Below are 12,459 nucleotides of genomic sequence, written 5' to 3'. Positions count from 1 at the left end.
CATGCCCGACCGCCTCGTACCCGGACCGCTGACCGATCTCCCCCCGCTGCGGGCGATGTGGCGGCCCGGCCTGGGCCTTGCCCTCTGGCGCGACACCGACGCACCCGGCGACGATGACGCACCCCCACCACTGGCCGCCGACGAGGTGCCACCCCGCCTCGCCGAGTTCCTCGTCGGCCGTGCCTTCCGCCGGCGGTTGCCGGTGACCGGCGCCGACGGCAGGCGGGTCTCGCGGCCCTGCGTCGTCGTCGGCCGTACGACGACGGCCTCGCTGCTGTCGGCCATCGACGAGGAGTCCGCCGCACAGGTCGGCGGCGAACTGCGCTTCTACCGCGCCCTGCTCCTCGGCGTCGGAGCGGCGTGCAGCGCCGGTTCCGTGGCGCCGGGGGTGGCGGTCGCCGACGGCGAGTACCACCTGCGCTGGACCCTCGTCGCCACCCCGGCGTGGCGGCGGTGGATGGCGTCGATGACCGACCGCACCCCCGAGTCCCTCGCCGCCAACGACCCCCACCACGGCGGCCGGGACAGTGGCGCCGCGGATTTCGCCGCCGAGATGGCCGACACGCTGTGCCGGCTGCGGCTGCGCACTCCCGGCGACCCCGCCGTGGGACCGGCGCTGCTGGCCGATCTGGTCGACGACCCGCTGCCGCTGCCCGGCGACCGGGGCCCCGTCGCCGGCACCGCCTGGTCCCAGTGGTCGGCCAGCGCCGCCCCCGGCGAGCCGCCGGTCCTCTTCCGGCTCCATTTGCCCGACGACGATCCCGACGATCGGCGCGACCCGCCGCCACCGCCGATCTGGCGATTGCAGGTCTGCCGCCGCGACGACGCCGGCGCAATCGTCGCCGTGGCGCCGCAACGGCTCACCGCCACCGACCTCGACGAGATCACCTCGGCGCTGGCCACGGCCATCGCCGCGTGCCCGGCGCTGCGCGACGCCGACGCCGACCCGCAGTCACTGGACTTCCTGTTGTCCACCGCCGCGGCCGAGGAGTTCCTCACCGACGGTGCGGGGGTGCTGCGCGAGGAGGGCTTCACCGTGCTGCTCCCCCGCAGTATCGCCACCGTGCGCCCGGTGCTGCACGCCCAGGCGCTGCCGGTGGCCACCAACACCGGTCGGGCGGCGATCGTCGGGATCGACGACCTCGCCGACTTCGAGTGGCGGTTGGCCCTGGGCGATGCGCCCGGCGCCGCGCAACTGTCCCAGGCCGACCTCGACGCCCTCGCTCGGCAACAGGGCGACTTGGTCCGCGTGCGCGGGCAGTGGGTCCTCGCCGAGAATGCCGCGTTGAGCCGCGCGGCGCGGTTCATCGCCGAGCAGCGCCAACCCGCCGCCGCACCCACGACGACCGCCGATCTGTTGGCGCTCATCACCGGCATCGCCGACAGTCGCACACCGGTGCCGGTGACCGGCGCCCCGGGGTTGGGCTGGCTCGACGACCTGGCCGCCGGGCGGACCCCGGTCCCGCCGCCGGTGCCGCCACCCCCCTCCTTGGTCGCCACCCTGCGCCCGTACCAGCGCCGCGGATTGGATTGGCTGGCCCACCTGTCGCAGCAGCGCATCGGCGGGGTCCTTGCCGACGACATGGGTCTGGGCAAGACCATCCAGGTCATCGCGCTGTTGTGCCACGAGCGGCAGACCGCGGACCCGGCGCCGACGCTCATCGTGTGCCCGATGTCGCTGGTCGGCAACTGGGCGAACGAACTCGCCCGCTTCGCCCCGCATCTGCGCGTCACCGTCCACCACGGCCCGAACCGGCTGCGCGGCAAGCAGTTCCACACCGCCGCCGCCGGTTCGGCGGTCGTGCTGACCACCTTTGCCATCGCCACCCGCGACCGCGACCTGCTCGCCACCGCCCGGTTCGCCGACCGCCGGTGGGGGCGGCTGGTGGTCGACGAGGCCCAACACGTGAAGAACGTGGCCACGTCGGCGGCGAAGGCGCTGCGCGTGATCGACGCCGATCACCGTCTGGCGCTCACCGGCACCCCGGTGGAGAACCGGTTGGAAGACCTGCGGGCCGTCGTCGACCTGGTCAACCCCGGACTGCTGGGTTCGCCGTCGGTGTTCAAGGCGCGGTTCGCCGAGCCCATCGAGCGCGACCGCGACGCCGCCACCGCCCGGCGCCTGCGGTCGCTGACCCGACCATTCCTGCTGCGCCGGGCCAAAACCGACCCCGACATCGTCGACGGCCTGCCCGCCAAGACCGAGTTGGTCGTCCGCGCCAACCTCACCGTCGAGCAGGCGGCGCTGTACCGGGCGATCGTCGACGAGGTGATGGCCGCGCTGGCCGACGCCCGCCAGCGCGCCCTGCGCCGGCGCACCGTCCTGGCGGCGCTCACCCGGCTCAAGCAGGTCTGCAACCATCCCGCGCACTACCTGGCCGACGGTTCGCCGATGATGGCCAGGGGGGCGCACCGGTCGGGCAAGGTCGAGTTGATCACCGACCTGGCCACCACGGCGGTCGACGAGGGCGACCGCATGCTGGTGTTCTCCCAGTTCGCCGAGTTCGCCCACCTGCTCGCCCCGCTGCTCGCCGACCACCTCGGTGCGGAGATCCCGGTGCTGCACGGCGGCCTGCCCCGCACCGAACGGGACCGCCTGGTGGAGCGGTTCCAGGGCGACGATGGGCCGCCGGTACTGGTGGCCACGTTGAAGGCCGGGGGAACCGGGCTGAACCTGACCGCCGCCAACCAGGTGGTGCACGCCGACCGCTGGTGGAATCCAGCGGTCGAGGACCAGGCCACCGACCGCGCCTATCGAATCGGGCAGGACCGTCACGTCCAGGTTCGCAAATTCGTCTGCGTGGGCACCCTCGAGGAACGCATCGACGAGATGATCGCCGCCAAGCGCGAACTGTCGGCGCTGACCGTGCAGACCGGGGAGAGTTGGATCAGCGACCTCGGCGATGCGGAGGTCCTCGACCTCCTCGCCCTGCGCGACGAGGCGGTGAGCCAGTGATGGCCCGCGCCTCGGGTGGCCGGCGCCGCGCCGCGCCGGCCCGCTCCTACGGGGTCACACCGTGGGGCGGCGCCTTCCTGCGCGGCTTCGCCACCGCCGATTCACGACGGATCACCAAGGCGCGCAGCTACTTCCGCGACCGCCACGTCCACAACCTGTCCGTCGAGGCCGGGCGGATCACCTCGTCGGTCACCGGCAGCCAGCTCGACCCGTTTGCGGTCACCATCGAGCTGCGGATGGTCGACGCGACCACCGTGGTGGGGTTGCTCCACCAGACCGGACACCAAGCCGATCTCACCGAAGCGCTGCGCGGCGGCGCACCGCGCGGGCTACTGGACCTCGTCGCGCCGACCGAGTCGGCCGACGTCACCGCGGCATGCACCTGTCCCCTCGACGAGTTGTGCATCCACGTACTGGCGACCGCCTTCGAAGTCGCCGCCATGATCGACCTCGAACCGGCGGTGCTGCTCACCGTCATGGGCGCGCCGCTGGCCGAATTGGTGGAGCTCGCCAACGCCGTAGACTCGGGTGTACCGAGCGCACCCGCACCGGCGGCAGACCCACACCGGCCGACCGGCACAGGCATCGCGGAGGACGCGCCGGTCGGCGGCGACTTCCACGGCGACCGCGCCGTGTATCCCCCGCCGCCGACGCTGGCCGACTTCCACGCCCTCACCGAGTTCGACGCCCCACTGTTGCGCCGCGCGCTGCGTGCCACCGGGATCGCCGCCCTCGACGTCGCCGAGGCCGCCGACGAACTCGCCGCCCGTTACGAGCAGATCACCGGCCGCGGCTGACCCGGTGCGCCCGCCCGACCGATGGGGTCAGGTCCCAACCGGGGGGGGTCAGGGCCAACCGGGTTCTGCGACCACTCGGCCGTCTTCAATGGCCTTCGCCAACTGAACTTGGTCACGCGCGTTCTGGTCGTCGTAGGCGAAGGCAAAGGCGGTGAACGCCTCCTCGACGCGATCAGACTTGCCCAGGTAGTCGTTGATCGCCGCGACATCACCGCCGCGCGCGTGGGCGCGGGCCAGCACGTGACCGCAGACCCCCGCGTAGCGGGCGAGCTGGGGGGCGATCTCCGCCCCGGTGGGTACCACCTTGCCGTCGCGGAACTGGCGGACGTAGTAGTCGTGCCGCTGGTCGCCGCCGGACGCGGAGACCCACCCCAGAAACGAGTCGCCGGCGCTCTGGATGAGCCGCTGGCCGTGGACCACGCGCTCGCCGTGGCGCGCGTAGGTGCTGGCGCCCAACCACGGCTCGTACACCGACGGGCCGGCCTGCTTGACCTGGAGGAACAGCGGATCCCCGGTGCGGCGCTCCTCGGCGAGGATCAGGAAGACCCGCATGCCGACACTGCCGACGCCGACCACCTGCTGCACGGCGTCGACCACGTCGAAGCTGCCCAGCAGGACCTTGAGGTCGTCGCGAACCGTGGCGAGGTACTGCTCGAGGACCGAGTTCAGCTGAGAGGCGTAGCCGTCGCCCACGTGTACCCGGTAGGGATGCTTCTCGACGATCTGGCGGCGCCCGTCGGCGACGACGGTGAGCTTGTCCAAGGCGCCACGACTGGTCCGCTTCGCCGCCCGCTTCTCCAAGATGCGTCCAGTGCGCTCTTGGTCGTCAGCCGGCACCGCGTATTGGACGAGGCGGTCGAACTCGGCGATGTCGGTCCAGATGTCGATCTCCGGCCAGGTCGCGTACCGGGCGATCCACTCCCGATACCCGCGGAAGCCCGCGGCCACCGCTTTGCGCGTCGCCTTGTCCCGCAGACCACTCTCCCGCGACAACACCACCAGGCTGGTGAGGAAGCGTTTGAGATCCCACTCGAACGGGCCGGGCAGTGTCTCGTCGAAGTCCCGCAGGTCGAAGGCCAGCCGGCGCTCGGGAGTGTTCCACAACCCGAAGTTGAGCACGTGGGCGTCACCGCACAGCTGGACCCGGATCCCGCTGTCGGGATGCGACGCCAGGTCGGCCGCCATCACCGCCGCGGCACCGCGGTAGTAGTTCCACGGCGAGGCCCCCATCCGGCCGTGTCGCAGTGCCAGCAGGCCCGGATCCCTGATGTCCTCCTGGGCCAAGATGGTCACGAGGGGATCCTGGTCGCGGCGATCCGGATCCCACACGCCCTGTCCGCGGCGCGGTGCGACCTTGCGCTGCGCCTTGCCGTCGACCGTGCCGGGCCGTGGGGGAACCGGCGCCGCGGCGGCGTGCATCAGAAGTCCCAGTCCTCGTCCTCAGTGTTGACCGCCTTGCCGATGACGTAGCTGCTGCCCGAGCCGGAGAAGAAGTCGTGGTTCTCGTCGGCGTTGGGCGACAGGGCAGACAGGATCGCCGGGTTCACGTCGGTCTCGTCGCGCGGGAACATCGCCTCGTAGCCGAGGTTCATCAACGCCTTGTTGGCGTTGTAACGCAGGAACTTCTTGACGTCCTCGGTGAGCCCGACCTCGTCGTAGAGGGTTTCGGTGTAGTCCGACTCGTTGTCATAGAGCTCGAAGAGCAGCTCGAAGGTGTAGTCCTTGAGCTCCTGGCGCCGCTCGGGGGTCTGGGTCTCCAACCCGCGCTGGTACTTGTAGCCGATGTAGTAACCGTGCACCGCCTCGTCGCGGATGATCAGGCGGATCAGGTCGGCGGTGTTCGTCAGCTTGGCGCGGCTGCTCCAGTACATCGGCAGGTAGAAGCCCGAGTAGAACAGGAAGGACTCCAGCAGCGTCGAGGCGACCTTGCGCTTGAGCGGGTCGTCGCCGCGGTAGTAGTCCATGACGATGTTCGCCTTGCGCTGGAGGTTCTCGTTCTCCTCCGACCAGCGGAACGCCTCGTCGATCTCCTTGGTGGAGCACAGGGTGGAGAAGATCGAGCTGTAGCTCTTGGCGTGCACTGACTCCATGAAGGCGATGTTGGTGAGAACCGCTTCCTCGTGCGGGGTCGTCGCATCCGGGATCAGCGAGACGGCGCCGACGGTGCCCTGGATCGTGTCGAGCAGCGTCAGGCCGGTGAACACCCGCATGGTCAGCTGCTTCTCGTATTCGGTGAGCGTGCCCCACGACGGGATGTCGTTGGACACGGGCACCTTCTCCGGCAGCCAGAAGTTGCCGGTCAGGCGGTCCCAGACCTCGGCGTCCTTCTCGTCGGGAACACGGTTCCAGTTGATCGCACTGACCCGGCTGACCAGCTTGATCGGTGCGCCTTCGGCAGGGCTGTGGGCGGTCGCAGACATGACACCTCGGTTACTCGCAGAGAAGGTACTTAACTCCCAGTCAGGGAATGCGTCCAACACTACCGGTTGGGACCGACACCGAAGGGCACCACAAGATGGTGTGTCTTGCGAGTTTCCGGCGTGTCGGGACCGGCGTGTCTTCGGCACGCCACCAGCGATCACCGCCCTGACCTGGATGCATCGATCGGTCGCGCAGCACCCACGGGCAAGGGCTACGCTTTCCATTCAGCGAACGACGCGCCGCCCGAGCACACAGAGCCTCAACAATGGACAGACCAGCCGCCAACGAGGGTGAAGACACTCGTCTGGGTGCCCCGTCCCGCCTTGCCCAGACCCGACCACCCCGGATGCCGCATCACCACCTCCCCCGTCCGGAACTCTTCCGCGCGGCCTCCGAACCGAGTCTCCCCGACGCACCCGCAACGGTAACCGCGATCCTCGGCGGAGCCGGCACCGGCAAGTCGGTCCTTGCGGCCGAATATGCCGCGAGCGCCACCGGTTCGTGCTGGTTGACGGTTACCGACCAACACACCGTGCTCGACCAACTCCGCCAGTCGGTTCTCACCGCACGGACCGACAGTGCCCAGATGCAGGACCTACGGCCGCCTGACCCGCTGTCCCGGCACGGCGACGACTTCCTCATCGTCATCGATGACGCCCACCTCATCACCGACAGGCAGGTCACCGACCGGCTGGCGGAGCTTATCCGGTGGGCTCCGGCGAGCACGCGGTTCGCCGTCGTCGGAAGGTTCGAACCACCGGGATTGCTGACTCGGGCGCGCCAGGACTGCCGGGTGGTGAACATCAACGGGGAACACCTCGCCTTCACGGCACCACAGGTCAACGCCCTCGGACACAGGTACGGCCGGACACTCGACGATGAAACAACGCGGCGCCTGTTGCGCCACACCCATGGGTGGGCGGCAGCCGTCGCCCTGTGGTTGGGCGATTCAACCGCATCGGCGGGAGCGATCGTCCCCGGCAGCCTCCTCACCGATTACCTCCACGCCCGCATCCTCGGCGGCCGCTCGGACCGGGTACAGCAGATCCTGGCGGGCGGCGCGGTCCCGGGCGAGGTCTCCGACGAACTCCTCGTCGAACTCACCGGGGAAACGAATGCGCCCGCGGCCCTACTCCACGTTGCCGCCGAGGAGGCGTTCTTGTCCGTCTCCCGAAGAGACGATCGCCTCCGATTCCGGTTCCTCCCAATGGCTCTGCGATTCTTCGCCGAGCACCCGGCGGTCGGGCCGCAACCGACGACTCGAAGGGCAGCTCTCGCTGCGCGTTCCCACCTCGCCCATCACCGGTACGCAGACGCCGTCGCCGCCGCCGTCGCCAGTGCCGACGCGGCAACCCTGACTGCCGTACTCGGCGATGAGAACGTACGCCTCACCCTCGTGGACTCGCCACAACTACTCATCGATGAACTCGCCGACATCCGACTGGAGGCCGACACACCCGACGCAGTGAAACTCGTTGTGGCAGTGGCTGACACGCTTGCCGCTGGCACGTTGCTCCTGCGCGACTCGGTTGACTACCTCACCTACACCCCGCAGCTGCAGCCCCTCTGCGACGCGGTGGTCGCGTTGGTTGCGGCGACGACCGCCCCCGGTGTCGTGCCGACAACCCCACCCGTCGACACACAGCAGGCCAGCCTCAGTCGCCTCGCCCACCGCGACAACGACGTGTACCCGTCCGGAATGCGCCAGTACGCCGAGATCCACACCGCACTGGCGGCGACGATACTGGGTGACTATCCCACCGCCGCCAAGGCGTTGTCGCATGCGGCGCTGATCGCAGCGGCAACGTCGGACGAGTCACTCGCAGCGGCGGTCGGCCTCGCCCGACTTCCCCTGGCCACACTGTCGGGCGATCTTCGCGCGGCCACACCGCCCCCGCGAACAACGGGCCCGCGCACACCGGGCGAGACGGAGTCCCTGACCATCCTGGGACACATGTTTGCCGAGCTCGCCGCGCACTACCGCCTGGAGCCAATTCCGCCCGATCCGGTCTGGCGCACCGCCATCGACGGACAACCGAACCATGTGCAGCGAACGATCCGACTGCTGTCCACGCTGATCGACGGGCAGTCGTCGCGGTCCCATCCAGAATCGGACCTGTTCCCCACCGGCGACCAGGAAACCCTCCCAAAGCCGGTCTTGGCGCTGACGGCCGCCGAAACGCAGCAGCGACTTGTCGACCGTCGGGAAATGCGGCTCGCTGCCGCATTCGCCAGACATGTGCGACTCAATCTCGGGGATTGCGCCGAGACCGTGGTAACGCAGGCACAACTGGGCCACGCTGGGGATCGGACCCCCGCGCTTCGCAGCGCGGTAGACGGCAGCACCACCCACCACCATCCGGCCACCGTTGTGTGGGCCGGCGTCCTGCTCGCCATCACCGACTCTCACAACTCGCAGGCCTGGCTGGCCGAAGCACTCGCCACCGCCGAGCGCTCTGGCGCGTACCTACCGTTCCTGTCTCTCCGCGAGAAAGCGCTTCCGCTCCTCGACGAGCATTCGGCCACCATTGCGCCGCCCTCATGGCTCCGCGCCCGACTCCGGGACACCGCCAACCGTGTGCGGCTCTCGCCGAAGGAGGTGCAGGTTCTCCTCTGCCTCGCCGAACCCCAGACGGTCGGCGACGTCGCCGAGCGGCTATTCGTCTCGGTCAACACCGCGAAGACGCATATCCGTCAGATCTACCGAAAGCTCGGCGTTTCCACCCGCCGGGAGGCCCTCGCCGAGGCGCGCCGCCAAGGATTGCTCTGAACCGATCCAGACATCGCCCATATCGGGTGATGTGCCGATCACCTCGGTAGTGGAATCGTCAGGACACAGGTTCGTCCCCCTCCAAGGGGTGCGGAAGTCCAAGACAAGGAGAGTCGGATGCCAAAGGGAAAGCCCAACATTCTCGTGATCTGGGGCGACGACATCGGAATCACGAACCTCAGCTGCTACAGCAACGGCCTGATGGGGTACCGAACACCGAACATCGACCGGCTGGCAAGAGAAGGAATGATGTTCACCGACTCTTATGGTGAGCAGAGCTGCACGGCTGGACGAGCGGCGTTCATCTCCGGGCAGAGCGTGTTCCGCACCGGGATGAGCAAGGTGGGCGCACCCGGGTTCGACATCGGTTGGGCGGCCGAGGATCCCACCATTGCCGAACTCCTCAAACCGCACGGGTACGCCACGGCGCAGTTCGGCAAGAACCACTTCGGCGATCTGAACAAGTACCTGCCGACTGTCCACGGCTTCGACGAGTTTTACGGAAACCTCTACCACCTGAACGCCGAGGAGGAACCCGAGAGTTTCGACTACCCGCACAAGGACCAGTTCCCCAGGTTGTACGACCTCGCGAAACCGCGCGGAGTGCTCGACTGCAAAGCGCTCGACCATGTCTCCGATGAGCCGGACGACCCGAAGTTCGGCCCGGTGGGCAAACAGTCCATCATCAACACCGGACCACTGAACGTGGAGCGGATGAAGGTGATCGACTACGACATCGCCGACCGAACCGTCGAGTACATCAAGCGCAAACACGACGAGGACGCCAACCAACCGTTCTTCGTCTGGTGCAACTTCACACACATGCACCTGTACACCCATGTTGAGGACGACAAGCGCGGTCAGGCCGGAATTTGGCAATCCGAGTACCACGACACGATGATCGAGCACGACAAGAACGTCGGCACGGTCCTCGATGTACTCGACGAACTCGGCATCGCCGACGACACCATCGTCATCTACTCCACCGACAACGGCCCCCACCGCAACAGTTGGCCGGATGGCGGAACCACACCGTTCCGCAGTGAGAAGGATACCAACTGGGAGGGCGCATTCCGCGTCCCCGAACTGATCCGGTGGCCCGGTCATATCGAAGCCGGCGCGGTGTCCAACGAGATCATCCAGCACCACGACTGGTTGCCCACGTTGTTGGCGGCGGCCGGCGACACGACGACACCGGATGAGCTCAAGAAGGGCAAGGAGGTCGGCGACAAGACCTTCAAGGTGCATATTGACGGCCTCAATCTGCTCCCCTACCTGACCGGCGAGGTCGACACGAGCCCGAGGCGGGGATTCTTCTACTTCTCCGACGACGGTGATCTCGTCGCGATGCGGTTCGAGAATTGGAAAGCGGTGTTCATGGAGCAGCGCTGCAAGGGCACGATGCAGGTCTGGGCGGAACCGTTCACCCAGCTGCGGCTGCCGAAGATATTCAACCTGCGCACCGACCCGTTCGAGTACGCAGACATCACGTCGAACACCTACTACGAGTGGCTCATCCGCCATGCCTACCTGGTGATGTACATGACGGCGATGGGAACCGCATTTCTCAACACGTTCCGGGATTTCCCGCCCCGCCACAAGCCCGCCAGCTTCAGCATCGACCAGGCTGTCGAGCAGCTCAACGCGTTCCTCGCGAAGGACTGACGCCTTGCCACCAGAGATCAGCGAGTTCTCGACCGCTTCGGTGCCGAACGGCTGGCGCGACACCCCCGCTCGTGCTGCGCTCGTCGACTTTGTGGGACGGGTCTGCGACCCCGGGCCCGGGCAAGTGCCGCCGAACGAGCGGATCGCCGTCTTCGACAACGACGGCACGCTGTGGACCGAGAAGCCCACTTACATCCAACTCGCGTTCATCATCCACTCGATGGCAGCCGCGGCCCGGGCAGATCTGTCCCTAGAGGAACAGGCCCCGTTCAAGGCCGCCGTCGACGGTGACCTGAATTGGTTCGACAGCGCTGTGGAACAGCATCACCAGGGTGACGACTCGCGCCTGAAGGAGTTCGGCGCCGCCGCACTGTCGATCGCGCGGGCCGAGGCGACCGACGACTTCGCACGCCGCTCGTCGGAGTTCTTCGCTTCGACTCGTCACCCGACGCTCGGCCGCCCGTACACCGCGTGCGGCTATGTCCCCATGGTCGGGCTGCTGCGCTACTTGGAGGCCCACGATTTCACGTGCTACATCGTCTCCGGCGGCGGGCGGGACTTCGTGCGGATGGTTAGTGGATCGATGTACGGCATCCCGCCCGAACGAGTCATCGGCAGCTCTCTCGGAATGGAGTACCGCGACGGCCGGGTCGTCACCACGGGGCGACTCGACGTTTTCGACGACGGCCCTGCCAAGCCGGCCCAGATCTGGTCGCACATCGGGCGCCGGCCCATCTTTGCCGCGGGCAACTCCGACGGCGATCTAGCGATGCTCGAATACACCACGAACGGCTCCCTCCCGTCGCTGGCGATGCTCGTCGGCCACGACGACGCCGAGCGCGAGAACGCCTACTCGACGGGGGCGGAGAACGCACTGCGACGAGCCAAGACCGACGGCTGGTTGGTTGCGAGCATGAAGGACGACTGGGGCACGGTGTTCGGTGACTGATAGCGAGGCGCTCATCGACGCAGCAGTCGGCGACCTCGTCTGGATTCCGCCGCAGACCGTTCGCCTCGGGGACGACGGGGAACCGGAAGAGGGACCCGCGCACGACGTCGACATGGCCGGCTTCTCGATCCAGCGCCACCAGGTCACCAACGCGCAATACCGTGCTTTCGTCGCCGACACTGGTTATGTCACCGTCGCCGAGCGCCCACCCGACCCGGCGGACTTCCCCGGCGCCCCGCCGGAGAATCTGCAACCGGGTTCGCTGGTCTTCCACCGAACGGTCGGGCCGGTGGATCTGCGCGACATGACCCAGTGGTGGCGCTGGACACCTGGCGCGTGCTGGAACCATCCGCGCGGCCCGCGTTCCGGGTTGCTCGGGCGCGACGAACACCCCGTGGTGCATATCGCCTACGAGGATGCGACGGCGTATGCGGACTGGGTCGGCCTTGTGCTGCCCACCGAGGCCCAATGGGAGACCGCTGCCCGGGGCGGTCTCCCACACAGCCGGTTCACCTGGGGTGACACTCCGGAGCAGGAGGGACAGCGGCTCGCGAACTACTGGCACGGCGAGTTCCCGTATCTCCCGGTCAGGGGATACGGGCAGACCTCGCCGGTAGGCAGCTTCGCCCCCAACGGCTACGGGTTGTACGACATGGCCGGAAACGTCTGGGAATGGACCGCCGACCTTTACGGACCCACCCGCGACGCGACGCCCTGCTGCGTCAGCGCGAGTCATGACCCGGATCGCCCCGGCTTCGAACGACGAGTCCTCAAGGGCGGGTCATTCCTCTGCGCTGACAACTACTGCATGCGCTACCGACCGGCTGCGCGGCGCCCGCAGACGGTTGACACCGGCATGAGCCACGTCGGCTTCCGCTGCGCCCGCACCGAGCGCACCTAG

At 68.2% G+C, this 12,459-nt stretch carries 8 protein-coding genes; 6 read left to right on the top strand and 2 right to left on the bottom strand.

All coding sequences use genetic code 11. The annotated features are described in order from the left end of the window. Window position 1: 1 nt before the first annotated feature. Together nbrcactino_RS11865 and nbrcactino_RS11860 are read left to right on the top strand one after the other, a co-directional pair. Complete coding sequence (locus nbrcactino_RS11865; RefSeq protein WP_161928017.1) at window positions 2-2,956, top strand: DEAD/DEAH box helicase; 2,955 nt, start codon at window positions 2-4, stop codon at window positions 2,954-2,956. Then, window positions 2,956-3,753, top strand: coding sequence for a hypothetical protein (locus nbrcactino_RS11860; RefSeq protein ID WP_161927770.1), 798 nt, complete (start codon window positions 2,956-2,958; stop codon window positions 3,751-3,753). Before nbrcactino_RS11865 ends, nbrcactino_RS11860 begins: the two co-directional genes overlap by 1 nt. A gap of 48 nt (window positions 3,754-3,801) precedes the next feature. Here nbrcactino_RS11860 and nbrcactino_RS11855 read toward each other — a convergent pair whose 3' ends face one another. Both nbrcactino_RS11855 and nrdF read right to left on the bottom strand, forming a co-directional pair. Further along, window positions 3,802-5,172, bottom strand: a complete 1,371-nt coding sequence (locus tag nbrcactino_RS11855; RefSeq protein WP_161927769.1) for a DUF2252 domain-containing protein — start codon at window positions 5,170-5,172, stop codon at window positions 3,802-3,804. Continuing rightward, window positions 5,172-6,173 (bottom strand): class 1b ribonucleoside-diphosphate reductase subunit beta, encoded by a 1,002-nt coding sequence (gene nrdF, locus nbrcactino_RS11850; protein WP_161927768.1) that lies wholly within the window; start codon window positions 6,171-6,173, stop codon window positions 5,172-5,174. The genes nbrcactino_RS11855 and nrdF overlap by 1 nt, the downstream gene beginning before the upstream one ends. A gap of 347 nt (window positions 6,174-6,520) precedes the next feature. Here nrdF and nbrcactino_RS11845 point away from each other — a divergent pair, with 347 nt between their 5' ends. The 4 genes from nbrcactino_RS11845 (at window position 6,521) to nbrcactino_RS11830 (ending at window position 12,459) form a co-directional block, all read left to right on the top strand. Continuing rightward, window positions 6,521-8,944, top strand: a complete 2,424-nt coding sequence (locus tag nbrcactino_RS11845; RefSeq protein WP_161927767.1) for a helix-turn-helix transcriptional regulator — start codon at window positions 6,521-6,523, stop codon at window positions 8,942-8,944. A 117-nt stretch (window positions 8,945-9,061) separates the two neighbouring features. Further along, window positions 9,062-10,609 (top strand): arylsulfatase, encoded by a 1,548-nt coding sequence (locus tag nbrcactino_RS11840; protein ID WP_161927766.1) that lies wholly within the window; start codon window positions 9,062-9,064, stop codon window positions 10,607-10,609. Between the two features lie 4 nt (window positions 10,610-10,613). After that, window positions 10,614-11,558, top strand: coding sequence for an HAD family hydrolase (locus nbrcactino_RS11835; protein ID WP_228460843.1), 945 nt, complete (start codon window positions 10,614-10,616; stop codon window positions 11,556-11,558). Continuing rightward, window positions 11,551-12,459, top strand: coding sequence for a formylglycine-generating enzyme family protein (locus nbrcactino_RS11830; protein ID WP_228460842.1), 909 nt, complete (start codon window positions 11,551-11,553; stop codon window positions 12,457-12,459). Before nbrcactino_RS11835 ends, nbrcactino_RS11830 begins: the two co-directional genes overlap by 8 nt.

Origin of the sequence: Gordonia crocea (assembly GCF_009932435.1) — a bacterium.
Classification (GTDB): domain Bacteria; phylum Actinomycetota; class Actinomycetes; order Mycobacteriales; family Mycobacteriaceae; genus Gordonia; species Gordonia crocea.
Note: the sequence above shows the minus strand (reverse complement) of the source record. Positions and strands in the feature narration are given on the sequence as shown.

What these genes read in the sequence shown, in the direction of transcription:
- nbrcactino_RS11865 (WP_161928017.1), top strand. Translation starts at nt 2, where the DNA reads ATGCCCGACCGCCTCGTACCCGGACCGCTGACCGATCTCCCCCCGCTG.
- nbrcactino_RS11860 (WP_161927770.1), top strand. Translation starts at nt 2,956, where the DNA reads ATGGCCCGCGCCTCGGGTGGCCGGCGCCGCGCCGCGCCGGCCCGCTCC.
- nbrcactino_RS11855 (WP_161927769.1), bottom strand. Translation starts at nt 5,172, where the DNA reads ATGCACGCCGCCGCGGCGCCGGTTCCCCCACGGCCCGGCACGGTCGAC.
- nrdF (WP_161927768.1), bottom strand. Translation starts at nt 6,173, where the DNA reads ATGTCTGCGACCGCCCACAGCCCTGCCGAAGGCGCACCGATCAAGCTG.
- nbrcactino_RS11845 (WP_161927767.1), top strand. Translation starts at nt 6,521, where the DNA reads ATGCCGCATCACCACCTCCCCCGTCCGGAACTCTTCCGCGCGGCCTCC.
- nbrcactino_RS11840 (WP_161927766.1), top strand. Translation starts at nt 9,062, where the DNA reads ATGCCAAAGGGAAAGCCCAACATTCTCGTGATCTGGGGCGACGACATC.